Source organism: Streptomyces sp. bgisy100 (assembly GCF_057709105.1).
Map to the genome: position 1 here is coordinate 72,125 of NZ_JBYITE010000007.1, position 26,141 is coordinate 98,265.

The 26,141-nt window shown below is 69.0% G+C and carries 17 protein-coding genes; 7 read left to right on the forward strand and 10 right to left on the reverse strand.

Annotated features, from left to right (window positions below; genetic code table 11):
- Positions 1-66: 66 nt before the first annotated feature.
- The 4 genes from AC3EQ1_RS07105 to AC3EQ1_RS07120 are packed head-to-tail and all read right to left on the reverse strand — an operon-like array spanning position 67 to position 5,044.
- Positions 67-1,098, reverse strand: coding sequence for an ABC transporter permease (locus tag AC3EQ1_RS07105; RefSeq protein ID WP_432093425.1), 1,032 nt, complete (start codon positions 1,096-1,098; stop codon positions 67-69).
- Positions 1,091-2,608: a sugar ABC transporter ATP-binding protein gene (locus AC3EQ1_RS07110; protein WP_432093426.1), complete on the reverse strand. Its 1,518-nt coding sequence runs from the start codon at positions 2,606-2,608 to the stop codon at positions 1,091-1,093. Before AC3EQ1_RS07110 ends, AC3EQ1_RS07105 begins: the two co-directional genes overlap by 8 nt.
- A gap of 40 nt (positions 2,609-2,648) precedes the next feature.
- Positions 2,649-3,704 (reverse strand): sugar ABC transporter substrate-binding protein, encoded by a 1,056-nt coding sequence (locus tag AC3EQ1_RS07115; protein ID WP_432093427.1) that lies wholly within the window; start codon positions 3,702-3,704, stop codon positions 2,649-2,651.
- On the reverse strand, positions 3,701-5,044 hold the full coding sequence (locus AC3EQ1_RS07120) for an enolase C-terminal domain-like protein (RefSeq protein ID WP_432093428.1): 1,344 nt from the start codon (positions 5,042-5,044) through the stop codon (positions 3,701-3,703). Before AC3EQ1_RS07120 ends, AC3EQ1_RS07115 begins: the two co-directional genes overlap by 4 nt.
- A gap of 285 nt (positions 5,045-5,329) precedes the next feature.
- Here AC3EQ1_RS07120 and AC3EQ1_RS07125 point away from each other — a divergent pair, with 285 nt between their 5' ends.
- The 3 genes from AC3EQ1_RS07125 to AC3EQ1_RS07135 all read left to right on the forward strand — a co-directional run bounded on the left by AC3EQ1_RS07125 (position 5,330) and on the right by AC3EQ1_RS07135 (position 9,783).
- Positions 5,330-6,028: a FadR/GntR family transcriptional regulator gene (locus AC3EQ1_RS07125; RefSeq protein WP_432093429.1), complete on the forward strand. Its 699-nt coding sequence runs from the start codon at positions 5,330-5,332 to the stop codon at positions 6,026-6,028.
- Between the two features lie 471 nt (positions 6,029-6,499).
- On the forward strand, positions 6,500-8,653 hold the full coding sequence (locus AC3EQ1_RS07130; RefSeq protein ID WP_432093430.1) for a bifunctional polysaccharide deacetylase/glycosyltransferase family 2 protein: 2,154 nt from the start codon (positions 6,500-6,502) through the stop codon (positions 8,651-8,653).
- A 173-nt stretch (positions 8,654-8,826) separates the two neighbouring features.
- Positions 8,827-9,783, forward strand: coding sequence for an LCP family protein (locus tag AC3EQ1_RS07135; RefSeq protein ID WP_432093431.1), 957 nt, complete (start codon positions 8,827-8,829; stop codon positions 9,781-9,783).
- A 103-nt stretch (positions 9,784-9,886) separates the two neighbouring features.
- Here AC3EQ1_RS07135 and AC3EQ1_RS07140 read toward each other — a convergent pair whose 3' ends face one another.
- From AC3EQ1_RS07140 to AC3EQ1_RS07165, 6 genes are all read right to left on the reverse strand, one after another.
- Complete coding sequence (locus AC3EQ1_RS07140; RefSeq protein WP_432093512.1) at positions 9,887-11,446, reverse strand: M4 family metallopeptidase; 1,560 nt, start codon at positions 11,444-11,446, stop codon at positions 9,887-9,889.
- Positions 11,447-11,783: 337 nt separating this feature from the next.
- Positions 11,784-13,118: a S8 family serine peptidase gene (locus AC3EQ1_RS07145; RefSeq protein ID WP_432093432.1), complete on the reverse strand. Its 1,335-nt coding sequence runs from the start codon at positions 13,116-13,118 to the stop codon at positions 11,784-11,786.
- A gap of 1,363 nt (positions 13,119-14,481) precedes the next feature.
- Positions 14,482-15,975 (reverse strand): glycoside hydrolase, encoded by a 1,494-nt coding sequence (locus AC3EQ1_RS07150; protein ID WP_432093433.1) that lies wholly within the window; start codon positions 15,973-15,975, stop codon positions 14,482-14,484.
- A gap of 428 nt (positions 15,976-16,403) precedes the next feature.
- Positions 16,404-18,566 carry a glycoside hydrolase family 2 protein gene (locus tag AC3EQ1_RS07155; RefSeq protein WP_432093434.1) on the reverse strand — a complete coding sequence of 721 codons (2,163 nt, stop codon included), beginning with the start codon at positions 18,564-18,566 and terminating at the stop codon, positions 16,404-16,406.
- 401 nt (positions 18,567-18,967) lie between these two features.
- The gene (locus tag AC3EQ1_RS07160) at positions 18,968-19,792 is read right to left on the reverse strand and encodes an NAD-dependent epimerase/dehydratase family protein (RefSeq protein WP_432093435.1); all 825 of its coding nucleotides are present in this window, start codon (positions 19,790-19,792) and stop codon (positions 18,968-18,970) included.
- Positions 19,793-19,931: 139 nt separating this feature from the next.
- Positions 19,932-20,705: an IclR family transcriptional regulator gene (locus AC3EQ1_RS07165; RefSeq protein WP_432093436.1), complete on the reverse strand. Its 774-nt coding sequence runs from the start codon at positions 20,703-20,705 to the stop codon at positions 19,932-19,934.
- A 266-nt stretch (positions 20,706-20,971) separates the two neighbouring features.
- On the opposite strand from AC3EQ1_RS07165, the gene AC3EQ1_RS07170 reads away from it, so the two are divergent.
- From AC3EQ1_RS07170 to AC3EQ1_RS07185, 4 genes are read left to right on the forward strand one after another with little or no spacing between them, the layout of a single operon-like run.
- Positions 20,972-22,555 carry a sodium:solute symporter family protein gene (locus tag AC3EQ1_RS07170; protein ID WP_432093437.1) on the forward strand — a complete coding sequence of 528 codons (1,584 nt, stop codon included), beginning with the start codon at positions 20,972-20,974 and terminating at the stop codon, positions 22,553-22,555.
- A 57-nt stretch (positions 22,556-22,612) separates the two neighbouring features.
- Positions 22,613-23,554, forward strand: a complete 942-nt coding sequence (locus tag AC3EQ1_RS07175) for a 5-dehydro-4-deoxyglucarate dehydratase (RefSeq protein WP_432093438.1) — start codon at positions 22,613-22,615, stop codon at positions 23,552-23,554.
- On the forward strand, positions 23,551-24,807 hold the full coding sequence (locus tag AC3EQ1_RS07180; RefSeq protein WP_432093439.1) for a glucarate dehydratase family protein: 1,257 nt from the start codon (positions 23,551-23,553) through the stop codon (positions 24,805-24,807). The genes AC3EQ1_RS07175 and AC3EQ1_RS07180 overlap by 4 nt, the downstream gene beginning before the upstream one ends.
- 4 nt (positions 24,808-24,811) lie before the next feature.
- Positions 24,812-26,116, forward strand: a complete 1,305-nt coding sequence (locus AC3EQ1_RS07185; protein ID WP_432093440.1) for a hypothetical protein — start codon at positions 24,812-24,814, stop codon at positions 26,114-26,116.
- Positions 26,117-26,141: the final 25 nt, after the last annotated feature.

A 26,141-nucleotide genomic window follows, 5' to 3' on the forward strand; every position in this document is an offset into this window, starting at 1 on the left:
GTGACCAGATCCTTCGGGTGAGAGAAGGGTGTCGAGCCGGTCCGCACTGGGGGCTCGTGCTCTGCCTCAGTCCTGTACGCGCCCCCCGGTGATCCGGGAGAGCACGAGGGCGACCAGGATGATCAGGCCGTTGAGCGCGCCGGTCCACTGGGCCGGGACGCCGCCGAGAGTGAGGACGTTCTGGATCAGGAAGAGCAGCAGGATGCCGGTGAACGCGCCGAACACGCTGCCCTTGCCGCCGTTCAGACCGACCCCTCCGATGACGGCGGCGGCGAATACGGTGAAGATCGCGCCGCTGCCCTGGGCGGAGGCGACCGAGGCGAGGCGCCCCGAGAGGAGCAGCCCGCTCAGCGCAGCAAGCCCGCCGGCGACGGTCAGCACGATCCACAGCACGCGGTCGGTCCGGATTCCGGCCGCCTTCGCCGCGTCCGCATTGCCACCGATGGCATAGAGCGACCGGCCCGCACCGGTCCAGCCGAGCACCGCGATGCCCGCGGCGAACAGCGTCACGCAGATCCACACCGAGGCGGGTACGCCGAACCACTGGGCGGTGCCCGGGTACAGCATGGAGCCGGGCAGCTGGAAGAAGGTCTCCCCGCCGGACAGCCCGGTCAGGGTGCCGCGCAGGACGATCAGCATGCCCAGGGTGACGATGAAGCCGTTGAGGCCGCAGCGGACGATGAGCAGGGCGTTGACGGCACCGATCAGCAGTCCGACCGCAAGGGTCACCGGGATCGCCCAGGCCCCGGGCAGCGCGCCCAGGCCGTGCCCGGGGCCCGCCGCGACGGTCAGCCAGGCGGCCACGCCGGGGGCGAGGCCCATGGTGGACTCCAGCGAGAGGTCCATCTTCCGGACGATCAGCACCAGCGTCTCGGCCAGCACGAGAACCGCGGTCTCGGACATGGTCTGCACCACGTTGAGCAGGTTGTCGCGGTTGAGGAACACCGGGTTGACGAGCTGTCCGACGACGCAGATCACGAGGATCGCCGGGATCAGGGCGAGGTCCCGCAGACGGGCCAGGGCGACCCTGTTCCGGTTCGGTGAGGGGACGCGGCGTACCGCGGGCCGTTCGTCGGCCGGGGTCGCCGTTTCAGGCATCGAGGTTCACTCCTTCCATGGCCGCCACGAGTTCGTGGTCGTGCCAGTCACGGGCCAGCTCCTTGACCAGGCTCCCCTGGAACATCACCAGCACCCGGTCGCAGCGGCGCAGGTCGTCGAGCTCGTCGGAGGCGATCACCGCACCGGCCCCGGAGTCCGCCGTCTCCTCGACCTTGTCGAGGAGGAAGTCCTTCGAGCGGACATCGACTCCTGCCGTGGGATTGATCAGCACCAGCAGTCGCGGACCGTCGGCCAGCGCGCGGGCGGTGACCACTTTCTGCTGGTTGCCCCCGGACAGACCCTCCACCGGAAGATCGGGACCGGGGGTCTTGATCGCCAAATTGTCGATCATGGTCCAGGCGAAGGCGTCACGGCGTCGGTGGCTCAGGAAGCCCGCGCGCCCGATCCGCTGGGGAACGGTGAGCGTGACGTTGTCGGCGATCGACATGCCGGGGACAAAACCCTGGTGGTGACGGTCCTGCGGGACGAATCCGAGACCGGCCGCGAGGGCGGCGGTCACACTGCCGGGGGCGGGCCGCAGGCCGGCGATCTCGACATCGCCTGCGTCGGCGGATCGCAGTCCGGCGATGGTCTCGGCGAGTTCGGTTCGTCCGCTGCTCGCCGCTCCCGCCAGCCCGACGATCTCCCCGGCGCCCACTGCACAGCTCACCTCCCGGAAGCGGTCCGCCAGGCTCAGGCCGGTCACGGTCAGCACCGGTTCACGGTGCCCGTGCCGCGGCCGGGATCTGCGGGGCCTGCCGGTGGCTCGCGTGGCCTCACCGGTCATCGCGGCGACCAGCTCGGGGCGCGGCAGCTGTGCCACCGGTGCGGTCACGATGTGCCGCGCGTCCCGGAAGACCGTGACGCGGTCGCAGAGGTCGTACACCTCCTGCAGGTGATGACTGATGAAGAGGAAGGTGACACCCCGGCTCCGGAGGTCCCGGATCCGCTGGAACAGACGGCGGATCGCCGCGCCGTCGAGCCGCGCTGTCGGTTCGTCCAGCACGATGAACCGGGCGCCGAACGACAACGCCCGCGCGATCTCCACGAACTGCCGTCGCTCCACGTCCAGTTCGGAGGCCGACGAGGACGCGTCGACCTCCACGGACCATTCGGCCAGCAGCGCCTGTGCATCCCTGATCAGCCGGCGCCGGCTGATCAGTCCGCTCCGTCCCCGTGGGTACCGGTTGAGGTGGAGGTTCTCCGCAACGGACAGCTCGGGGATGATCGTCGGCTGCTGGTAGACACAGGCCACCCGTCGCCGCCAGGCATCCCGGTCGCGCAGGCCCGGCGCACGCTCGCCGGCGAAGGTGACGGTGCCTTCGTCCGGGGCCTGCAGCCCGGTCAGGATGGAGACCAGCGTGGATTTTCCCGCTCCGTTGCGGCCGACCAGCGCATGGGTCTCGCCCGGTGCGACGGTGATGCGGACGTCGTGCAGGGCCACGGTCGGCCCGTACCGCTTGTGTATGTGCGCCGCCTGTACGACAGGGGCCGGTGCAGCGCCGGTCATGTGTCACCGCCTTGGAGGGGGAGGGTGGCGCCGGATGCGGTCAGCGGGAATGGTTGCCCCACAGCGCCGGGTCGGTGCTCTTCACACTGGTGACTCCGTCGTGGGTGCCGCCGTCCCTGGTGACCAGCGGGGCCTCGAGCTGGTCCTCCAGCACCCCGGGGCGTACCTGGATGATCCTGCTGCGGTGGCGGGTCGCGCCGGGCCGGAACGTTCGGCCCGCGATCGCCGCCTTGATGTAGAAGAGCGCGTACCGGGCGTACTGGTCGGCCGGTTGCGAGACGGTGGCGTCGATCCGGCCGGCGGCTATGTCCTTGAGTTCTTCGCCGATGCCGTCATTGGAGACGACGAAGACATGGCGCGGGTCGGCAGGCGGGTGGAGCAGGCCCTTGCGCCGCAGGACTTGGAGGGTTCCGGAGAGTGCGAAGCTGGACTGCGTGTAGACACCGCCGATGTCCGGGTGGGCGGTGAGATCGGTCTGAAGCTTCTGTGCGGCGACGGAGGGATCCCAGTTGGTGGCCTCGCCGAACACCCTGATGCGGGGGTAGTGCTCGGCCATGCAGTCGTTGAACGCCTCGGTCCGGTCACGGCCGTTGATGGACGACAGATCTCCCTCCAGCATGACGACTTTGCCTCTGCCGCGGAGCTTGGTCCCCAGGTACCGGCAGGCCTTGGTGCCGTAGGCACGGTTGTCGGCGCGCACCACCATGAACACCTTCCCGCTGTCCGGACGGGTGTCGACCGTGACCACGGGGATCTTTCCGGCCGTCAGCCGGTGGAGGCTGGGTGCAATGGCCGCGGTGTCCTGGGGGGCCATCACCACGCCCTCGACGCCTTGGCTGATCATCGTCTGCACGTTGGCGGTGAGCGAGGCGACGCCGTCCTGTGAGGTGGTGGTCCTCAGCTCGAGGCCGAGTTTCTCGGCCGATCTCGACGTGTGCCGGTTGAAGGAGTTCCAGAAGTCGGTGTCGGAGCGCGGGTAGTCGATTCCGACGAGGGGGGCGGCTGTTGCCCCTCCGGTGGATGCGGTGCCACCGCAGGAGGTCAGCAGCAGGCCGGCCGCGGCAACGGCGGCGGCGGGAAGGGCTCGGAGTCTCACGGTCTCTCCATCGAGGAGTGGCGGGGCGGTGCCGGCCGACGAACCGCGCTCGCGCCCCAGACAGGCCCTTCGGGGTAGCGGTGGTCGGCCTCCGACGTGGGGTGGAGCCGGGCTCCGAGCCCGGGCGCCTCGGGGGCGAGGTAGTGCCCCCGGCGGATACGGACCGGGTCGGTGAAGTGCTGGTGCAGGTGGTCGACGTATTCGATCGTCCGGTCCTCTGTGGTACCGCTGACCGCGACGTAGTCGAACATCGCCAGGTGCTGGACCATCTCGCACAGTCCCACACCGCCCGCATGGGGGCAGACGGGAATGCCGAACTTGGCGGCGAGCAGGAGGATGGCGACGTTCTCGGTGACCCCGGCAACCCGGCTGGCGTCGAGCTGCAGAATGTCGATCGCCCCGGCCTGCAGGAACTGTTTGACCATCACCTGGTTGTGACAGTGCTCGCCGGTGGCCACCTTGACCGGGGCCGCCGCTCGCCGGATCTCGGCATGGCCGAGGATGTCGTCCGGTGAGGTGGGTTCCTCGATCCAGTACGGGTCGAAGGGCTTGAGCGGCTCCAGCCGGGCGATCGCCCGGGGGACGCCCCACACCTGATTGGCGTCGATGGCGATGCGCACATCGGTGCCGACCGTTTCGCGGACCAGTCGGAGGCGGCGCAGGTCGTCCGCCGGGTCGCCGCCGACCTTCAACTTGAGCTGGGTGAAGCCCTCCGCCACAGCCTCCTCGGCCAGCCGCACGAGCTTTTCGTCGGTGTAGCCGAGCCAGCCGGGCGTGGTGGTGTAGGCCGGATAACCGTGCTCGCGCAGGTGTTTCCGCCGCTCGGCGCGACCGGGCTCGGCATCGCGCAGGATCCTCAGTGCCTCGTCCTCGGTCAACGCATCCCGCAGATAGCGGAAGTCCACGAGAGCGACGAGCTGTTCGGGGCTCATGTCGGCGAGCAGCCGCCAGACGGGTTTTCCCTCGCGCCGTCCGTACAGGTCCCACACCGCATTGACGACGGCGGCGGCTGCCATGTGGATGACACCCTTCTCGGGGCCGAGCCAGCGGAGCTGGCCGTCGCCGGTCAGTCGCCGGGTGAAAGCACCCAGGTCGGCGAGGACCTCCTCGAGCGGCAGCCCGACCACCAGCCGGGCCAGCGCCCGGACAGCGGACACCTGCACCTCGTTGCCCCGGCCCACGGTGAACGCCAGTCCGTAGCCCTCGTCGCCGGCGCTGGTCCGGACCGTCACATAGGTGGCCGAGTAGTCCGGTTCGGGGTTCATCGCGTCGGAACCGTCGAGCTCACGGGAGGTGGGGAAACGGAGGTCGGCCACTTCGACCACAGAGATCCGGTTCATTCCTTCGCCCCTTCGGTGGGCAGGACACGTCGTGTCTACGGGAATGTCGAATACCGCCTCAGGGGCACACAAGGGCCCTCGACATGGGATGGATTCTTGGGTGGCATCCCCTCGGCTGTCCAGACCTCGTGGCACCTTCGGTCATTCGACGGCTCAAAATGGGCCATGCCGAGCAGTGCAACCACTCAGCCTTGGTAACCAATCCCCTCGCAAAGACCATAGACATGGGATGACTCGCGAGTAGGCTTGTCGACATCTCCGCACCGGACACTTCAAGGGGCTGCGATGTCACTGACCGACAAGGCCATTGCCCGGATCAGGGAGCTCATCCTCTCCGGTGAGCTGGCTCCGGGCACCAAGCTGCCCTCCGAGCAGCAGCTCGCCGCGGATCTCGGTCTGTCCAGAAACCTGATGCGCGAGGCCGTCAAGGCGCTGGTGGTGTCCCGGGTACTGGAGATCCGGCGGGGGGACGGCACCTATGTGACCAGCCTCGAGCCAGGACTGCTGCTGGAAGGCCTGGGCGCCGCGGTCGAACTGCTGCAGGGCGACACCCTGCTGGAGCTGACCGAGGTGCGGCGGCTCTTCGAACCGGTCGCCACCGCTGTGGCGGCCCGGCGGATCAGTACCACCGAACTGCTGGAAGTGGAGCGGCATCTGGACGCGATGCGGGCGTCGAAGGACGACCCGGAACAGCTGAACGTGCATGACGCCGCCTTCCACCGCGCCGTGCTGGCGGCCACCGGCAACCAGACGCTCACCACCCTGCTGGAAGGGATCTCCGGCCGCACCCTGCGCAGCCGGATCTGGCGAGGCCTGGTGGACGACGACGTCGCCGAGCGGACCCTGCGCGAGCACGAAACGATCTTCGAGGCGCTGCTGGCCCGCGACGCTCCGCTGGCTCAGGCCGCGGCCCTGCTGCACGTCACCACCACCGAACGGTGGCTGCGCGAGCACCTGCTCGGGAGCACGGCCCTCGAGATGTGACAGGCACCGGGAGTGCCCGGCGCACAGCGGCCGTGCGGCGACAGCCGGGCGGTAATGCCTTCCTGACACGTGGACGCGCTGGTACCACCGTTGCGCGGGCGTCCCTCCGGTCACACCGCGCCCCACGAGGTAAAGAATAGACAAAGCGGCAGGACGGCCGCGTGACCTCAAGGTCCTCCCTCATGGGCCGCAAGTGATGAGATGAGCCGGAGGGAACGACCAGCGACCACGCAATGCGGCCGCGGAGGTCGCACCCTGCATGCCCGGCCCTCCCGGGACCGCCCGTCCGTCGGCCCGTGAAAGAACCTGTGACCCCCGACGAGGCGCGACGTCAGAGCACCCACATTCGCCACGCAAGCCGCGTTCCGAACACCTGGGGTGTTCCCTACGAAGACGAGGTGACCCGATCGCCCCACGGCACAAGAGCGTGAACGACCCTTCGGCCCGGCGCCTTCGTGGAAGAGCGGCCTGATGGCCGGGCGCCACGCGCAGTCGCGGCAGCCACGTGCCCACTGGTTCCTGCTGACGGTGGTCCTCACGCTGTTCTCCACCGCCCTGTTCTTCGACGGTTGGAGCACCCGTCAGGTGTTCGTCGGCCCCGATGCGCGCCGCCCCTGCTCCCACCCCGCCCCGCCCTCCGTCGCCGGCGGCGGACCGGTGCTGAGGATCAAGGGCGACGCAATCATGTCCACGTCCATATCTCCGCGTACGGTGGCGCTCACCTACGACGGCGGCCCGGACCCCGTATGGACTCCACGCCTGCTGGACCTGCTGCGCGAACACCACGCGCACGCCACCTTCTTCCTCAACGGCTCCCAGGTCGCCCGCCATCCGGCACTCGTCCGGCGCATCCTCACCGAGGGCCATGAGGTCGGCTCATCCACCTACACCGGGGCCGTTCTGGGCTCCGTGTCGCCGCTGCGGGCCGGGGTGGAGCTGTCGTTCACCCGGGCCGCGCTGCAGGGCGCCGCGGGCGTCTCGACCCATCTGCTGCGCATGCCGCGCACCACCTCGGTGGACACCCTGTGCGGTGCCGAGTGGCGTGCCGCCCGCCGCGCCGCCACCGACGGCTATTGGGTGGTCGCCGCCGACCGGCCGGACCGCCGACCGGCCCTCGGCGCGATCAGACAGCTGGGCCGGAGCGAGGCGGCCTACCAGCGCACGGCGGCACTGCTCCGGGCCCCGGACGTGGACGAGTTCACCACCGTCACGGCAGGAGTGGGCGAGCTCCCGGCGAACGAACCCGCATCGGTCACCGCACGCTGGCGCGGCACCTGGCTGGTCTGGTTCGCCACCGCGGGACACGCCCTCGCCACCACGACGACCTGGGTGCTCGGTGCCGCGGGCGTCCTCGGACTGGTCCGGGTGACGCTGCTCCTCCTCTTCTCCCGGGCGCACCTCCGCAGACTTGGACGGCCCCGGCGCGGTGCCCCCTGGTTGCGCCGTGTCACAGGTCCGGTCACCGTCCTCGTTCCCGCGTGCGACGAAGAGGCCGGCATCGCGGCCACGGTGGGCTCGCTACTCGCCTCCACCCACACCGGATTGCAGATCATCGTGATCGATGACGGGTCGAGGGACCGCACGGCGGAGGTCGTGGCGTCGATCCGCGACCCCCGGGTCACCCTGATCCGCCAGGCCAACGCGGGCAAGGCCGCCGCCCTCAACACCGGCTTGCGTCACGCTCGTTACGACATCGTGGTGATGGTCGACGGGGACACCGTCTTCGAGCCGGACGCGATCGAGCGGCTCATCCAGCCACTGGCCCACCCCGCGATCGGCGCGGTCAGCGGCCACATCAAAGTGGCCAACCGCAGTGGTCTGCTGGGCAGATGGCAGCACCTCGAGTACGTCGTCGGCTGCAATCTCGATGTGCGGATGTTCGAGGTGCTGGAGTGCATGCCGACCGTGCCCGGCGCCATCGGTGCCTTCCGCCGGGAGGCGCTGATGGGCGTGGGCGGGATCAGTGAGGACACCCTCGCCGAGGACACCGACCTCACCATGGCCCTGTGGCGGGCCGGGTGGCGGGTGGTCCACGAGGAGCACGCCGTCGCCTGGACCGAGGTGCCGCAGTCCCTCGGTCAGCTGTGGCGGCAGCGCTACCGCTGGTGCTACGGCACTCTTCAGGCCATGTGGAAGCACCGCCGGGCTGTCACCGATGTCGGTTCGTCCGGGCGCTTCGCCCGTCGCGCGCTGACCTATGTCGGCGTCTTCCAGGTGCTGTTGCCGCTGCTCGCCCCGCTCGTCGATGTCTTTGCCGTCTACGGGTTGTTCCGCTACGGCCTGGCGTGGACCGTCGGTGTGCTGCTGGCCTTTGTCGCCCTCCAGACGGCGCTCACCGGATACGCCCTCCGGCTGGAGGGCGAGCGGCTGACCGAGCTGTGGGTGGTGCCGTTGCAGATGGTCGTCTACCGGCAGTTGTTGTATCTGGTGGTGTTCCAGTCGGTGGTCACCGGACTGCTGGGCTTCGGGCTCCAGTGGCGCCGGATGCACCGCTCCGGCCTGGCCGGCCAGCGGCTCGGACCGCCTCCCGCTCACGAGCCCGCCTCCCCGGTGGGCCGGCGTCACCTTCCCGGAGCGTCGCCGGACGCGGGTCCTCTGAGCGTTTCGAGGGCTTCCTACGAGTAGAGGGCAACAACGGTATGAGCGATCGGCTGCAGCCGTGGTCCAGGAGCCAGGACACCGGGATTCCCACGCGGTTCGGACAGCACCGGGACGCGACTCCCCCGGTCACGCGCGGGCGTAAGCGCCGCCGCGGGCGCAGGCGCCGCGGCGGCCGCAGGCGCGGCCGACGGTGGGTGGTGGCGACGGCGGTCGTGGTCTCGGTGGCGCTGGGGGGTGCCCTCGCCTCGGTGGTGTGGGTCGACGCCCAACTCCACCACGACGCCGATCTGGAGGCGATCGCGAACCGTCCCCTGAGCGGCAGGGGCACCACCTATCTCATCGCCGGCTCCGACAGCCGGGCCGGACTCTCGGCCAGGGACAAGAAGGATCTGCACGTCGGCTCGGCCGAGGGGCGCCGTACCGACTCGATGATTCTGCTGCACACCGGAGCCCACGGCGTCACCATGGTGAGCCTGCCGCGGGACTCCTGGGTGACCATTCCTTCGTGGGTCCGCCCCGAGACCGGCGAGCGCCATACCGCGGCCCGGGACAAGCTGAACGCCGCCTACGCCTATGGCGGACCCGAACTGCTGGTCCGTACCGTCGAGCGCGCCACCGGGCTGCGGATCGACCACTACGCGGAGATCGGCTTCCGTGGCTTCGTGGACGTGGTGGACGAGGTCGGCGGCGTACGGATGTGTGTGGACCGGCGCATCCGGGACCGCGACTCGGGGGTGGATCTGCGCAAGGGCTGTCACAACCTCGGCGGTGCCCAGGGACTCGCCTTCGTCCGGCAGCGCCACCAGGAGTCGGCGGGCGATCTGGGTCGCACCGAGAACCAGCGAAGGTTCCTCACGGCGCTGGCCGGGCGGGTCGCCTCTCCGGAGGTACTGCTCAACCCCGCGACTGTCCATTCGGTGCTCGGTGCGGCGCTGGACACCATGGTGGTGGACACGGAGATGGGGCCGGCTGACCTGACCGCCCTGCTCCGGGCGGTCGGCAGCGGCGGAAGCACCACCCTCAATGTCCCGGTGTCGGCCGTGGGGGTGCCCATGTCCAAGGGGAGTGCGGTGAGGTGGGACGCGGAGAAGGCCCGGAGGCTGTTCACGGCGCTGCGCGAGGACCGGCCGGTGCGTTCCGGGGCGGCGGAGTGACCGCGCGCAGGAAGACGGGGCCGTACCGGTTGCCGCCGGTACGGCCCCGTCGGTCTCGGGGTGAGGACGGCGCAAGGACTCGACGGTCCTCACACCGGCGGGGTCACTTGACGTCGACGGCGGTCCACGCGGCCTCGACTGCCTTGACCTCCGTGCCGCCGGCACCGTAGAGCTCGCCGGCCGCCTTGACGGTGCCCTTGCGGGCTTCGGCGTACGTGGTGGTCGAGGTGAACTGCTCGGTCAGCGCCTTGTACCAGATCTGGACGGCCTTGTCCCGGCCGATGCCGGTGACCTTGGAGCCGTCCTTGGTGGGGCTGTTGTACTTGACGCCGTTGATGGTCTTGGCGCCGCTGCCCTCGCTGAGCAGGTAGAAGAAGTGGTTGCCGACGCCGGAGGAGAGGTGCGGGTCGAGTCCGTCGGTCTGCTGGTCCCAGTAGTCCTGGGACCGGCCGTCCTTGCTCGGCTGGTCCATATAGCGCAGTGGCTTTCCGTCGCCGCGGATGTCGACCAGCTCGCCGATGAGGTAGTCCGCGCGGTCCTTGGAGTTCTTGGCGGAGAACTCCACCGCGGTGCCGAAGATGTCGCTGGTGGCTTCGTTGAGACCGCCGGACTCACCGCGGTACTCGAGCCCGGCGGTGGCGGAGGTGACTCCATGGCTGAGTTCGTGGGCCGCTACGTCGAGCGAGGTCAACGGGGACTTCCCGTCTTTACCGTCTCCGTAGGACATGCAGAAGCACTTGTCGTTCCAGTAGGCGTTGTCGTAGTTGTTGCCGACGTGGACCCGGCTGAACGCGGCCTTGCCGTCGTTCTTGATGCCGTTGCGCTTCAGGGTGTTCTTGTAGAAGTCCCAGGTCTTGGCGTGGCCGTAGGCCGCGTCCACGGCCGCGCTCTGGCGGCCGCCGCCCCACGTGTCGTCGGGGTCGGTGAACAGCTCGCCGGGCGCGGTCTCGGATTCGCTGTTCTTGGCGTCGTTGGTCTTGTGTCCGCCGTGGGCGCTGTCGGTGAGGGTGTAGGAGCCGCCGCTCTTGCTGGTGTCGAGCTCCACCTTGCCGTTGTAGTCGCCGGTTCCGGTGCCGGTCTGGATGGTCTCGTTGGCGGCCAGTTGCTTACCGGTGGCGGCGTCGGTGATGACGTGCACTGCGCTCGGCGTGCCGTCCTTCCGGGTACCGGTGACGACGGTCTCCCAGGCGAGAACAGACTTCCCGTCGCCTGCCCAGATGACCTTGCGCGGCGATTCGGCACTGGCCCGGGAGCCGTCTTCTCCGTTGAAGGTCGCCAGCGCCTGCTTCCTCGCGCCCGAAGCTGGCTCGGCGGCATCGAGCGAGGCGACGGATATGCGGGCCTCGGTGGCCTTGGTGACGCCGCGCTCCGCCCCCTTCTTCTCGTGCACCACCAGGTCGCCGCCGAGCACCGGCAGTCCGCCGTAGGAGCGCTCGTACCGGGTGTGGACGGTGCCGTCCGCGGCTTTGACGACATCGCGGACGATCAGCTTCTCCTTGGCGCCGAGGCCGAGCCCCTTCGCCTCGGCGCCGGCCTCGGACTGCGCGGCTTTCAGCTCCATGACGCGCTGCCGTGCCGGGGATGCCGATGGCGCGGGTGACGCGTCCCGGGGCGTGTCGTCGGGGCTGGCGCTGGCGAAGCCTTCGACGCCGGCCACGACCATGGCCGCGGAGGCCGCGAGGATCGCGATGCGCCTGACGCGCTTGCGGGGGTTGGCGGTGGCGGAATGAGTGCCTGTCACATGAACTCCTTGTCGTGGGCCGTGCGAACACGGCCAGGGGGAACGGGGCGGCGGGATGGGGCCGCCGCCCCGCGTCAGGAGGAACACGGAGCCGGTCGCGCCGGGGTGCGGAAGCGATGGGCACCGTGAGGGAGCGCCGTCGTTCGTGGCGGTCTGACATGCGGGGGGGGGATCGCCCTGCGGCGCCGGAGATACGGGGAGCCGCTCGAATGGGGTCCCTCTGCGCCGGGACGAGCGGGGACCGGTGAGCGCGGGCGCGCTACTTGATCGAGGTCCCCTTGAAGACCGAGCTGCTGTGCAGATCGAGCAGGCGTTCCTTGACGCCGTCCCGGGAGTTGTCGGACCAGCCGAGGTTCCCGGCCTTGAGGATCGTGTCGCGGATGGCCATCACATCGGCCCGGTTCTTCGGCTTGTTGTCGCCGCCGGCAAGCCAGGCGGCAGCACCGGCCACATGCGGGGCGGCCTGGGAGGTACCGCTGTAGTTGGAGTACTCGCCGCCCTTGAAGGTGGACTGGATGCAGTCGCCCGGGGCGGCGATGTCCACACCACGCCCGAAGTCACTGCCGCCTCCGTTGACGTGGTCGATCCAGAGCGAATCGTCCTGGTTCCTGTTCTTCTTGTTGCACCAGCTGAACTCGCCCTTGCCACCGGGCTTTCCGTCGCCGTCGCTGATCGCGGAGACGGTGATGGCGTCGGGGACGTCGGCCGGGGTGTGATATTTGGCGTCCTTGACGTCCTTGCGTTCGTTGCCCGCGGAGACCACGACCACGATGCCCTTGGCGATGGCACGGTCGACTGCGTCCTTGACCGCCTTGGAGCTGTCGTCATAACCCGCGCTGATGTTGGCCACCTCGATCTCGCCGGAGTGTGCCGTCACCCAGTCGAGGGCCGCAACGAGCTCCGATGACTTGCCTGAGCCCTCATCGTTGAGCATCTTGATCGACCACAGTCGCGCGCCCGGGGCGACACCGGTGTAGCCGATCTTGTTGTCGAGTTCGCCGATGACCCCGGCGACATTGCTGCCGTGGCCGTCACCGTCCGCACCGGAGTTGTCCTCGCACTTGTCCACACCGCTGCAGTTCACCGAGCGGACGACATTGAGGTCCGGGTGGTCCTTGTCGATCCCGGTGTCCAGGACGGCCACGTCCACGTCGACCCGCTGGTCGACACCGTCACCGACCTTGAGCGCCTTGTTCTCGGTGGCCATGACGCGCCGGACACCCTTGGGGAGCTGCTGGCCGCCCGCCTTCAAGGCTGTCCGGGTGTGTTCCTCGCCGGCCTTGCGTCCGGTGCCGTCGCGCTCGACATAGGCGACCGAGGAGTCGGCGCGCAGTGAGTGCACGGCCTGTGGGGTGAGTTTCGCCGAGAATCCTTGGACGGTGGAGCGGTAGACCGAGCCCAGGGTCACGCCGTTCATGCCGTCGGTGACCGCGGTGGGGTCGGTGATCCCGCCCTTGGCCGCCCCCGAGTCCTTGAGGACGACGATGTAGTCGGCCGAGCGCTGCACAGGCTGCTGGGTGGCGCCCATACCCGGGGCGACCCCGATGGCCGCGGCAACCACCGACAGGCCGATGAGTATGCCTGCTCGTTTCACACTTCCTCCGTGGGGATTGTGGTTTTCGGCATGCGTGTATCACCGATGCCGAGAAAGAAATGGGGACCCCGTCCGACGAATCCGATGCGGTTGGGGCGGGTCACTGTCTACCCCGGACCGGAGCGGCGCCGCAAGGTTTTCCAGAAAACTATCGGTGGTCAACCAAGCGGCTTCACCGGCGAATTCGCACGGCATCGGACAGGGGAGCGGAACCGCTTGAGGACTTAATTCACGGTGACACCACGGCAGGACGAAGCAGCCTTTCCGGCCGCATCATTCGACCTGTTCCGCAGAGATGACTCCCCTACGAAATCCCGCCGGAGATATCTGGCAGGACGTCATGCAGACCTCACCCGTGGAGACGGGGTGAGAGAGCTACGTGACGCATACTCCTCGGCAATGGGAAGCGATGGTGCCGGCATCGACGTCACGGGCGCGGCGGACGTGCACCCCGCCGCCTCTTGGCCGGGGGAACGGGTACGTCTTGCTCAATGGGACTCCTCCACGTGCGGTGGCCGCCTGCGGCTGGACTGCCGCAGGTGCGCCGGCGGACCTCCGGAAATGCCGGGCCGAACCGTAGGACCAGGTCCGGCCGCCTTCCCGGTCGCCTTCACGACCACGTGGCCCACCGGGCATCCCGCCTCTTTGCTATTACTTTGCCTCCCCGTGGCGGCCCGCCCGCACCGTGAGCCCGCCGCTACGGAGGGAGGGCGCCCGAGAAGCGGAGGAAGCAGACTCCCTCGGACTGAACACCGCATCTCTCCCCACCACATGAAAGATGAGGACACTTCTTGGATTGCAGCCGTATGGGATGCAGATCACGACAACACACAATTCAGGCGACCGGTCGGCATCCGCCCTTGAAGGCCCCGATGTCCGCTGTACCGTCCTCGGATTCCTGGAATCCGGGCAGGCGCCACAGATCGCGAACCGGCCAGGACCACTCTCGCGCACTCGCGAAATACCGGAAACGCGCCGGCGACAGCACAGAACCCGTCCATCAGGGCAGGCACCCCGGCCCGGGCCCGCTGTCGGCACCCTTGCGGCACGAGCGGCTGACCTCATCGGACGGTACGTGCCCAGGCTCGCCCAAGAGCCCGAGCGGGCCGGGGGCTGGAATCCCAGGCGCTGCGCACCATCGGCACCTGGGAGCGGGTGCTCATCGCGCTGATGGCTCAGGCGGACGCGGACAAGGACCTGAACCGGGCCGTCCCGGTGGACTCCACGATTGTGCGCGCCCACCAGCACGCGCGGCCGGGGCCCGTAAAAGGGGCCCCGGCCGGCGAGCCGAACGACCATGCCATCGGCCCGTGGTGGGGCCGACCACAGAATTCCCGCGTCAGGTGGCTGTGGGCGATCCGCCTCAGCCTGCGGCCCAGAACTCGATGGACAGCGGGGGCAGAGTCAGGGTGAGCTTCGGTCCGGCCTTGGCGCCGACACTCTTGTCGTGTGTCGACGGACCGTACCGGTGACCATGAAATTCCCCCTTGGTCCGGGTGTCCACGGTGAAGGTGAACGCGTCCTTCTCCGACCGGTTGGTGACGACGAAGACCGGCTTGTCCTGGGGGGTGCGCCAGGCCATGATCCGGTGCTCGGTGTACGGCTTGCCGTCGGCATGCTTGGGCTCGTCGACGTGGTAGCGGACAGAGTTCCACGGCATGTACCGAAGGAAGCCGGCCACCGCGTTCCAGTTCCGTGGGTTGAACTCCCAGTGGCGCTCCCTGAGGTGCTTGAAGCGGTCGGGGGTCTTGACGTTCGGGGGCCGCCAGAAACCGAGTGAGTAGCCGTCGGACTCGGAGTTCTGCGTGGGCTTGAGGGCGTGCAGCCAGAACCAGGTGGGCGAGTTGTGGAAGGTCATCCAATTCATGATCGACTGCGCCGTGTTGATCGTCCTCCAGTCCGTTGTCCCTCCGTGCAGGTACTCGAACTCGTTGCAGAACACGGGCTTGCCGGACCTACCGGAACTGAAGTCTTCCGTGATCTGCCGATCACTGTTGTGATATCCCTTGTCCAGCCGGTGATAGGTCCAGGCATCCACGTGGCGGAGCGCATCGGGATCGGCTTTGAGCGCCTTGCCGATCGCGCCGCCCCAGCCGTCCTGGCTGTCCGCATGGATGAGCACCTTCGGATACTGCTTCCGGATCTTGGGAGCGACCGCCTTGAAGGTCTTCAGATACTGGTCGGGCGTGTACTGGCAGGAGGAGTACTTGGTTTTGTAGCGAGGCTCGTTCTGCAAGCCCCACATGGAGATCGGCACGCCCCGGTCGGTGAGGTACTTCAGGTCGCCCACCATGGCGTCGCCGAGGGCGTCCAGGGCGTCGGGGGAGAACGAGGCGAGCCTGCCGCCGATGTAGGACGTGTTGCTCTTCCAGCCGGGGGCAGGTGACCAGTACTCTGCGGCCACGCCCTCGACGCCGGATTGCTTGATCATGTCCGCCAGCAGCGCGGTCTGGCCCTTGTAACGGTCGACCATCTGCTTCTTCGTGGAGTCCAGGCCCCGGTGGTAGAGCCCCATGGCCAGTCGGCAGTAGCGGAATCCACGGTCGGTGCCGCCCTTGAGCAACTGCTGATAGAAGCGGTCGCGCTCACTTTCCGTCAGGTCATACGGAACGCCGCTGACCACATCGGGCATGCCGTTGTTGCCGGAGCCGATGGAGTCCGACTGGATCTCGAAGCCCAGTCCCCAGATGGTCTGCTTGCGGCCCTTGTCGAAGCGGATGGCGTAGTCGCCCGAGTCGGTGTCAGGCGCGCCGGTTGCGCTGGGCTGGTCGAGCAGCGACCACGCTGCGGCTCCGGCTCCTGCCGCGATGGCGCCGCGCAACAGGGTTCTGCGTGGCAGGGGCTTGTGGGGTGACATGGTCATCGCTCCTCGTGCGGTGGGGGGCGGAACGCGGGCGGAGTGGCAGGCTCTGGCCGGGTCCGCTCCGCCGGGCGGCCGCATGGCGGGTACGCGCCCGAACGAGTAGCGCGGACCGTCGCCCTCGCCGGGCCTCGCCCCGCGGACAGCGGGGCGAGGCCCGGCCCGGCCACTGGATGGCGTGCGCCCCCGCATGGCGACGAGGCAGCCAGCCGTTGGCCGAAACACGATGCCCGTTCGAGTCGAAGGAAAACGTATGCGATATACGAAGCAACCGCCAGGGGTGTGCATGCTGGATTTCCGGCAACACAACGCCGTCGAACGGTGCGTCAACCGCCTCGAGCAGTGACGAGGCATTGCCACCCGCTACGAGAAGACCGCTCGCGTGCGGCAGTGCCGGCCATGGCGTCTCACCGGAGCGACCTGACCTACCGGGACACTGCCCCACCGGGTGCGCCATGGACGAGAGTCCAGATGACGGTGTCGGTATGCACCTCGCCACCGATGGTGGCGGTGACGGTCACCTCGTTCTCGCCCGGCTCGAGCGTCACATCGGGCCACGTGAAGATGTGATCGGTGCTGCTCCTGGTGCCGAGCGACCGGCCGTTGAGTGTGGCGGCGACGCGGTCGGCGTTGGAGTAGATCTTCAACTCCGTTGTGGGGTCACTGCGTCGGGACCAGCGACGGCTGGTGATGTAGAGGGTCGGGGAAGCCGCCCAGTTGGCCTTGTACCAGTGGAAGGCGTCCTTGCGGATCCTGCGGTCGCGTGTGACCAGACCCTTGTCGTTGATCCCGGGCCGGCCTCCCTCGTTGCGCCGGTCCGAGGCGAAGTCGAACATGTTCCACACGAACGTCCCCCAGATATACGGCCGAGAGGCGAGCTGCTTCCACGCCGCTTCGTGGTACAGGGCCTGGTACTCCTCCGGGTGGAAGGCACCGCCGGGGTCGGGCTTGGCCGGGTTCAGGGCGTGCTGGGCGGTGTTGGCGCCGGCACCGTACTCGGAGACGGCGATCTTGCGGTCGGGGGCATCCCTGTGCCGGTCGTCGGCCCAGCGGCCCATGTCCCCGTCCTTGGAGCCGGTGTACCAGCCGTAATACACGTTGTGTCCGGTCGTCTGCGTGTGCCGCCCCAGTGCCGGATCGTCGCCGCCTGCCACGGCGTAGGTCGAGAGCCGCTCCGGGTTCTCGGTCTCGACCATCCTGGCGAGTGCGCCGAGCAGCGCGTTGGTGGCGGCGTTGTCCTTGCGCTGCTCGTTGCCGATGCCCCAGAAGACGATCGACGGGTGGTTGTAGTTCTGCCGGATCAGCTCGATGAGCTGGCGCTCGGTGCCGGCGGAGAAGGCGGACGATTCGGTGATGGTGTCCACGAGCGGGATCTCCGCCCAGACGACCAGGCCGCGCTCATCGGCGAGGTGGTAGGCCTTCTGGTCGTGCTGGTAGTGCGCCATGCGCACGGCGTTGGCACCGATCTCCTCGATGAGGTCGAAGTCCTGGGTGCGGTCGGCGTCGTCGACCGCCCATCCCTTCCGGGCCCGGTCCTGGTGCAGGTTGACGCCGTGCAGACGCAGGTGTTCGCCGTTGAGGAAGAAGCCGGAGTCGGCGTCGACGGCGACGGCGCGCAGGCCGATCCTCTCGGTCACCACGTCCGTGACCTTGTCGGCGGCCCCGGTGATGTCGTGGATCTCGACGCTCGCACGATAGAGATAGGGGTCCGACGTGCCGTTCCACAGATGCGGCTCGGTGATGGTGACGCTCTGCGTGAACTCGGATCCGGCTCGCGCCGGGACAAGGCGCGCGTCGCTGCGCTCGTCGACGACGACGGTCCCGGCCGCGTCGGTGATCACGGTGCGTACGACCACCGGTCTGCCGGTGCTGTTGTTGTTCCACAGCTTGGTCGTCACCACGACGTTCGCCGACGCGGAGGTCACGTCGCACTGCCGCAGATAGATTCCGGGCCCCGCGTGATCGAGCATGCGCACCTGGAGCTTGTCCACGGCCCAGAGGCCGACGCTGCGATAGATGCCGCCGGAAAAGCAGAAGTCCCCGCTCAGCGGAGCGATGTCGCGTTCATGGGCGTTGGTCACCTTGACCGCGATGACGTTGTCCTTGCCGGGGAGTAACGCCCGGGTGGCGTCGAACCGGAACCTGGAGTAGCCGCCCTCGTGCCGGCCCAGACAGGTGCCGTTGACCCAGACCTCGGCGACCTGGTTGGCGCCGGCGAACTCCAGGAACAACATCTTCTCGGCCAGTCCGGCCGGGAGCATGTCGTGGCGGCGGTACCAGCAGACGCCGCGGTAGTAGTTGTTGCCGCCGTCCGCTCCGTCTTCGGCGTTCCAGGTGTGAGGAGTGCTGACCGGGGCCCAGGCGGAGTCGTCGAATGTGGGTGCGTGGGCGCCGCTGACATCGCCTTTGGTGAACCTCCAGCCGGTGTTGAGGTCGATCCGGGTACGAGGCTGCGGTGCCGTGTAGGTCACGACGGCGCCTGACGGGTGCGCCGGACGGGCGTCGGCCGTGGCGCGGCCGGTGAACGAGACCAGCGCGCCTCCTGCCATGGTGCCCAGTACCAGTCGGCGAGAGAGAGGTTGTGTCATCTCGGGACTCACTTCCGCGGAGGCGATGAGGAGGAACGACCAGAGCGCCGGAGTTCCGGCGGGCGGACCGGGCGGACCGGGCGTCGCAAGGTTGCCTGACGCAGCGGGCCGCGGGCTCAGGACAGGTAGGTCACCGGTCGAAACCACTTGCCCCGAGGGTGGAGTCCGTCGCTGGTCGCCCCGGCATAGCAGGTCCACAGGTGCAAAAGGGGTGTGACCGCCGGCATCGTGCCGTCTGCCGTCAAGAACCGGCCGCAAGCGGCACGACGCGTTCAGTGCAAGGAAGTTAGCGGGCTCTGTCCCGTCCTGTAACCCCTCGTGCACAAGAAACGAGGACCGGCGTGGTCGTCCCCGCTACCCGATGAGCCCCGGAAGCAGGCAGCAGCCCCTGCCGGACCGGGTCACAGCGGGTTGGAGACCCCGAGAGGGGCGGTGCAGAACGGCCCGCCGACGTACTCGGCCGCCGGGCCGATGGGAGCCGGTGCGGCCGCCATTCGCGCAGCGTAGACCTCGGCATTGTCGGCGGCTCGGTAGCCGAGCGCTTCGGCTTCGGTGAGCGAGTAGATCCGCCGCAGGTTGTCGGAGACCCCCCAGATCAGCCGGTAGCCGGGGGACGGTGCGCTCAGACAGGCCTCGAGCAGCCGGGCGCAGTCGTCGGGCGACAGCCATGTGGCCAGGCCGCGTGGCCCCAGCGGTATCGGCGTCGGGAAGCAGGAGCCGATCCGGATGACGATGACGTCCATCCCGAACCGCGAGTGGTAAAGGCTGCCCAGCGCCTCGATCGCCGCCTTGCTCACCCCGTAGTACGTGTCGGGGCGGGGGGTGGAGTCGGCGGGCAGACCGGCTTCACCTCCCTCGTCGTTACGGCGGAAGCCGACGGCGTGGTTGCTGGAGGCGAGGATCACCCGGCGGACGCGGGCCACCCGGGCCGCTTCAAGCACCGTGCGGGTGCCGTTGATGTTCACGTCGACGGTTGCCTCCCAGGAGTTCTCCCGACTGTGCCCGCCCAGGTGGATCAGAGCGTCGACCCCCGCACAGGCCCGCTCCATCGCCACGCGGTCGGTGACGGAGGCTGTCACCAACTCCACGGCCTCGTCCGCCCCGGGCGCCTGCTGCGCACCGGTGTCCAGCAGCCGCAACACCCGTCCGGGGCGCCCCAGCCGAGGGCGTATCTGGGTGCCGATGCCCCCCGCTGATCCGGTGATGAGCACACGTTCACGCATCATGGTGATCCCCAAGAATGTGAGGCGGTCCGAGGGACCGCGGGTGGCCTGGTCACAACGACCGCGACATCCGGCGGCCCCTCCCCTCCGACGACTGAGCCCGGGCCCGCCAACCGTCAGGTGGGCGGGAGCACGGAAGGCGTCACCGGACCCCGGCCCTGCGCAGCTTCCGGCCGAGGGCGTCGGCGGTTTCGGCGAGGAGTTCACCGACACGGGCGGCGTCGGCATCGGTGGCCTGTTCGGTGGGCATGGAGCAGCTGATCGCGTCGGTGCCGGGGATGCGGTACGGGATCACCGCGGCGACACACCGGACTCCCTCGGTGCCCTCCTCCACCTCGGCCGCGTAACCACGTTCCCGGGAGAGCGCGCATGCCTCGTACAACACCTCGTGGTCGGTGATCGTGTGTGCGGTGAGCGCGGGCAGCTCCGGGGGGAGCAACTGCGCCATCTCCTCCTGGGTGAGCTCGGCGAGCAGTGCCTTGCCCAGGGCGGTGGCGTGCGCCGGGAGGGTACGGCCGACGCGCGAGATCAGATGGGTGGAACGCTTGGCCTCGCGGGTCTCCAGGTAGACCACTTCCGCGCCGTTGCGGCGGGCGAAGTGGGTGGTCCAGCCGGTCTCGCCACGGATCTTCTCCAGCTCCTCGGTGGCGTACGGGACCACCGGGTCGCGGTCCAGATACGCCGTTCCGCAGATCAGCGCCCGAACCCCGAGCCGGTACCGGTTCGAGGCCGCGTCCAGTTCGAGCCAGCCGGCCTCGAGCAGCGTGTGCAGCAACGCGTGCAGGCTGGAACGCGGGAACCCCATGTGCTGGTGCAGGTCCGACGGCGACAGCCAGACATTGGTGCGGGCGAACGCCTCGATGAGCTCTATCGTCCGTCGGGCCGACTTGACTCCGCCTGAACCAGCCCCTGGCACCGGGGTGCCTGTGGCAGGCATCCCCTGGTCAGCCGCCCTCGGCACAGCCGAATCCCCTGCCCTCTCGGCCTTCCTCGGCATATGGCCCCTCAACTCTCTTTCGGTTCCCGGCCGTTGACGTCGTCAACGGGTAAGGCTAGCGTCCGTGAACGCAGTTCGCATAGGAGAATTCGTTCACCTTATAGACCACTTCCTCATATGTGAACAACGGGACGTGACTGAACCCCACGGCTGAGGACAGCTTCAGCACGAAGAAGGAGTCAGTGGTGCACGGACTGGACTGGGCAGTGATGGCCGCGTACTTCGGGGTGATGGTCCTGATCGGCTGGTGGTCGCACCGGCGCGTCGGTGACGTGAGGGACTTCTTCACCGCCGGGGGCCGGATGCCCTGGTGGCTGACAGGGATCTCCCATCACATGTCCGGCTACAGCGCGGTGCTCTTCGTGGCGTACGCCTCGGTCGCGTATACGGCCGGAATCACGGTCTACTTCTGGGCCTTCGCCACCATCGGCATCGGAGTCGGGATCGGCAGTCCGGTGTTCGCGCCCCGCTGGAACCGGCTGCGGTCCCGGATCGGCGTCGCCTCACCGCTCGAATACCTGGCCAAGCGCTACAGCGTGCCCACTCAGCAGGCGATGGCCTGGAGCGGCAGTGCGCTGAAGATCTTCGACATCGCGGCGAAGTGGTTCGCCGTGGCCACCCTCCTGCACGTGTTCACCGGGGTCGACTACAACCTCGGCATCCTCATCACCGGCTTGGTGACCCTCTCCTACTGCACGGTCGGCGGCCTGTGGGCCGATGCCCTCACCGAGCTGGGGCAGTTCGTCATCCAGGCCGTCGCGGCGATCGTGATGATCGTTGTCACCCTCGGCAAGCTCGGCGGCATCGAAGGGCTGTGGACCATGTGGGGTGACCTTCCCGCCGGCCACCGCCATCCGACGACGCCCACGTACACGACGGCCTTCCTTCTCGTCTACGTCCTGGTCAAGACACTCGAATACAACGGCGGAATGTGGAATCTGGCGCAGCGGTACATGGCCGCCCCCAGCACCCAGGAGGCGAGGAGGGGCGCGGTGCTCTCCTCGCTGCTCTACCTGTTCTGGCCGATGGTCCTGATGTTCCCGATGTTCGCCGCTCCGCTGTTGATACCGGACCTCGACAAGCCCGAGAACGTCTACGCCGTCATGACGGAGGCGTTCCTGCCGCCCGGGCTCGTCGGCCTCGTCCTCGCCGGGATCTTCTCGCACACCATGGCGATGGTGTCCTCCGACGCCAACGCCATCGCAGCCGTCATCACGCGCGACATGATGCCGGTGATGAGCCGCAAGGCCCGCGCGTGGACCGACTCCCAGGGGCTGAAGGCGGCCCGTGTCACCACGGTGATCTTCGTGCTGCTGACCATGGCGGTGGCGACGCAGGCCGAGAACCTCGGTGGTGTCCTGAAGATCGTCGTCAACTGGGTCGCGGCGCTGATGGGTCCGATCTCCATCCCGCTGCTGCTCGGCATGCTGCCCTGGTTCCGCCGCTGCGGTGCCCGCGCGGCGCTGACCTCGTGGGCGAGTGGACTGATCGCATACGCGCTCGTCTCCTACGTGTGGAACGCCGACCAGACCTGGCTGATCGCCACACCGGTCCTCGTCTCCCTCGCCCTCTACATCGGCCTCGGACTCCTCGCCCCCGAACGCACGGACGCCGTTGACGACCTCCTCGAGACCATCGGCAGGCCGGACGGGAAAGAGCGGAGGACCCCGAAGGCAGCCGAGGGAACGACGGGCCCGGCGGCCCCGAGGTCCGCCGGGGGCAAGCCTGTGCCACCGGATGCGAGTGATGACGCGACAGCGCGTGTATGACCCGCCCCCTTGCCTCCCGCCATCGGCAGAGCCCACCCCGGACAGAAGGACGGCTCCATGGAACACCCGACGAAGAGCACCCTCGACGGACTTCTCGCCTTCCCCCTGACCCCGTTCACCGAGAGCCTTGAAGTCGACCTCGATGCGCTGGAGGCCACCGTGGACCGGCACGTCGAAGCGGGGGCCGGTGCGCTGTTCGTCGCCTGCGGCACCGGAGAGTTCAGCTCGCTCTCCCCGGACGAGCACGCCGCAGTGCTCGCGAGGGCGCAGAAGGCGGTCGGCGGCCGCGTCCCCGTCTGGGTGGGCGCCGGCGGCGGTGTCGCCGCGGCACGGGCCGGTATCGCCCTGGCCCAGGAGCAAGGTGCCGACGGCGTGCTCCTGATGCCGCCCTACCTGGTGTCGGGACCGCCGTCCGGGCTGGTCGACTTCGTCCGCCACGCCGTCGGCGACACACAGGTCCCGGTCATCGTCTATCACCGCGCCACCGGCGTGTTCACCCCGTCGGCCGCGATCTCGCTCCTCGGCATCCCTTCCGTCGTGGGTCTCAAGGACGGCTGCGGAGACATTGAGCTGATCTCCCGGATCGTCACCCGCACGCGCTCGGTGGGCACCCGGCGAGCCGAGGAATTCCTCTTCTTCAACGGGCTGCCGACCGCGGAGGTCTCGGCCAGGGCCTATGCCTCCCTCGGTGTCCCGCGCTACTCCTCGGCGGTGCACTGCTTCGCCCCCGAGATCGCGCACCGCTTTCACCACGCGCTCGCGATCGGCGACACCCTGGCCATGGACGCGCTGCTGAGCGGGTTCTATCTGCCGCTGGTGGCGCTGCGCGACGAGACGCCCGGCTTCGCCGTCTCCCTGGTGAAGGCCGCCGCCCGGCTGCGCGGCGACAAGGTCGGACCGGTCCGGCCGCCGCTGGCCGAACCCACCGCCGAGCAGGTCGGACGTCTGGAGAGGATCGTGGCGGATGGCCACACCGTGCTGAAGGCGCTGGGCCGATGAGGATCAGGGAAGTTGTTCTCACACCCGTCGCGTTCGCTGATCCGCCACTGCTCAACGTCATGGGGGTGCACGAACCGTTCGCGCTGCGCGGCATCGTTCGGATGAAGTGCGAGGACGGTGTGGTCGGCCTCGGTGAGTCCTACGGTGACCGGGCCTTCCTCGACCAGGTGCGCACGGTCCTGCCCCGGCTGTCCGGCCACGACGTGTTCGACCTTCCCGGACTCCGGCGGCTGGTCGTGGAGGAGCTGGCCGGCACCGTGCTGTCGGACGAGCACGGGCTGATCGGCGGGTACTCGATGCGCAAGACCGTGGCCAGCGTCTACTCGCTGTTCGAGGTGGCCTGCCTGGACGCGCAGGGTCGCGCCGTCGGCCGTCCCGTGGTCGACCTGCTCGGCGGCAGGGCGCGTGACGCCGTGGAGTTCTCCGCGTACCTGTTCTACAAGTACGGGGCCCACAAAGGCGCCCGGGAGGACTCCTGGGGCCCGGTCCTCACCCCGGAGGCGCTGGTCCGCTCGGCCCGACGCATGATCGACGCATACGGTTTCCGCTCCCTCAAGCTGAAGGGTGGTGTTTTCGAGCCCGCCCAGGAGATCGAGGCGATCCATGCTCTGGCCGAGGCCTTCGGCGGGCTTCCCCTACGGATCGATCCGAACGCCGCGTGGACACCGGGTACCGCCGTCCGGGTCGCGGACGAACTCCAGGACGTACTGGAGTACCTGGAGGATCCGACACCCGGCATCGAGGGCATGGCGCAGGTCGCCGCGCAGACACCGGTCCCGCTGGCGACGAACATGTGCGTGGTCGACATCGGGGACATCGAAGCGGCGTTCCGGGCCCGCGCGATCGGCGTGCTGCTCTCGGACCATCACTTCTGGGGCGGCTTGCGCGACACCCAGGCGCTGTCGATCACCTGCGAGAGTTTCGGCGTCGGGCTGTCCATGCACTCCAACAGCCATCTCGGCATCAGCCTGGCGGCGATGGTGCACGTCGCCTCGGCGACCCCGCAGCTGACCTACGCCTGTGACACGCACTGGCCGTGGAAGAACGAGGACGTCATCGTGCCGGGCGCGCTGGAGTTCCGCGAGGGGGCCGTCGCCGTACCGGACGGCCCCGGGCTGGGCGTCGAGATCGACGAGGACGCCCTGGCCCGGCTGCACGAGAACTACGTACGCTGCGGACTGACGAAGCGGAACGACTCGGCATACATGCGACAGTACGTCGAGGACTTCACGCCCCATACGGCGCGGTGGTGACTCGGTGAAGACGACCGGGTACGCCTACCCCTGGGACCTGCTCGACGACCCGGCGTTCGTCCACCGGATACGGGCGTTGGGACTCGACGAGGTAGCGGTGGCGCTGGCCTACCACAGCACCCGCGCGGCGACTCCGTGGTCGACGCGGCACGCGGCGGTCCTCGCCCGCCGAGCCGCGCTGTACCGGCCCGTGCGCGAGGGCGCCTGGCGAGGAAGGACCCTGCGCCCCTCACCACCGGACTGGGTGGCACGGGAGGACAGTGCGGGCGATGCCGTCCGGGCGCTCAATGCTGCGGGGATCCCGGCCGCCGCCTGGATCGTCCTCACCCACAACTCCGCACTGGGACTGGCAGAGCCGGACGTCGCCGTGCGGAACTGCTTCGGTGAGACCTATCCGTGGGCGCTGTGCCCCGCACAGCCCGCAGTCCGGGAGTACGCCGCCACGCTGACCGCCGAGGCGGTGCACGAACTGGAACTCTCCTCCGTGATCCTGGAGGCCTGTGGTCCGCTCGGAGCCGTGCACCAGCACCAGCACGAGAAGACCGAGGCCGTCTGGGCACCTTCGGCGGCACGCCTTCTCTCCGTCTGCTGCTGCACCGCCTGCGCTTCGGGCTGGGCCGACACCGGCCTTGCACCGGAGAAGGTCCGTGACCGGCTCCGCACCGAGGTACGCCGGCTGATCGCCACCGGCGAACTCGCCCTCACCGACGACGGACTGCCGCCGCCCCTGTGCGAGGCCCTGCTGGCCACCCGGCAGTGGGCCGCCGACGCCCTGCGCGCCGAGGTCCTCTCCGCCGTTCCCCGGGGAACCCGGATCGTCCTGCACGGGGCTCTCGATCCATGGACCACGGGCGCCCTGCCCGGCCTCACCCCAGGCGCCGTGGCGGACGCCGACGTCATCGTCGTCTCCGGCTGGGCTCCCGAGGACGGTGCCGAGACCGCTGCCGCGGCCCGCGCCGCGCTACCCGAGCACGTCGCGGTCGGCAGCTACGTCAGCGTGGTCGGGGCCCAGCCGATTCCTGACATCGGGTCCCATGTCAGTGCCCTCGGCGCGGCGGGCGCCAAGGAACTGCACCTGTACCACCTCGGGCTGGCCGGTCCCGGCCGCTGGCCGGATCTGCGCGCCGCCGTCTCGGTCGCGCACGCGCTCGGCCAGGAGGAACGGCGGCGCCGCAACGCAACTGCGGCGGCAACCGGGGGCTCCAGGCACGCCGGCGCGCCCTCGCGGCCAACCGGCTGCCACCCGGCCCCCGATCGTCACTCCGGTGAAATCTCCTGCCCATCACGGCGTCAACACCGGGGTCTGTGAGAACCGTTGACGCCTCCCCGGACTC

Excerpts from the sequence above, each read along its gene's own strand:
- AC3EQ1_RS07125 (WP_432093429.1), top strand. The coding sequence starts at position 5,330 with ATGTCACTGACCGACAAGGCCATTGCCCGGATCAGGGAGCTCATCCTC.
- AC3EQ1_RS07105 (WP_432093425.1), bottom strand. The coding sequence starts at position 1,098 with ATGCCTGAAACGGCGACCCCGGCCGACGAACGGCCCGCGGTACGCCGC.
- AC3EQ1_RS07180 (WP_432093439.1), top strand. The coding sequence starts at position 23,551 with ATGAGGATCAGGGAAGTTGTTCTCACACCCGTCGCGTTCGCTGATCCG.
- AC3EQ1_RS07130 (WP_432093430.1), top strand. The coding sequence starts at position 6,500 with ATGGCCGGGCGCCACGCGCAGTCGCGGCAGCCACGTGCCCACTGGTTC.
- AC3EQ1_RS07175 (WP_432093438.1), top strand. The coding sequence starts at position 22,613 with ATGGAACACCCGACGAAGAGCACCCTCGACGGACTTCTCGCCTTCCCC.
- AC3EQ1_RS07140 (WP_432093512.1), bottom strand. The coding sequence starts at position 11,446 with ATGGTCGTGGCCGGCGTCGAAGGCTTCGCCAGCGCCAGCCCCGACGAC.
- AC3EQ1_RS07120 (WP_432093428.1), bottom strand. The coding sequence starts at position 5,044 with ATGAACCGGATCTCTGTGGTCGAAGTGGCCGACCTCCGTTTCCCCACC.
- AC3EQ1_RS07150 (WP_432093433.1), bottom strand. The coding sequence starts at position 15,975 with ATGTCACCCCACAAGCCCCTGCCACGCAGAACCCTGTTGCGCGGCGCC.
- AC3EQ1_RS07110 (WP_432093426.1), bottom strand. The coding sequence starts at position 2,608 with ATGACCGGCGCTGCACCGGCCCCTGTCGTACAGGCGGCGCACATACAC.
- AC3EQ1_RS07155 (WP_432093434.1), bottom strand. The coding sequence starts at position 18,566 with ATGACACAACCTCTCTCTCGCCGACTGGTACTGGGCACCATGGCAGGA.
- AC3EQ1_RS07160 (WP_432093435.1), bottom strand. The coding sequence starts at position 19,792 with ATGATGCGTGAACGTGTGCTCATCACCGGATCAGCGGGGGGCATCGGC.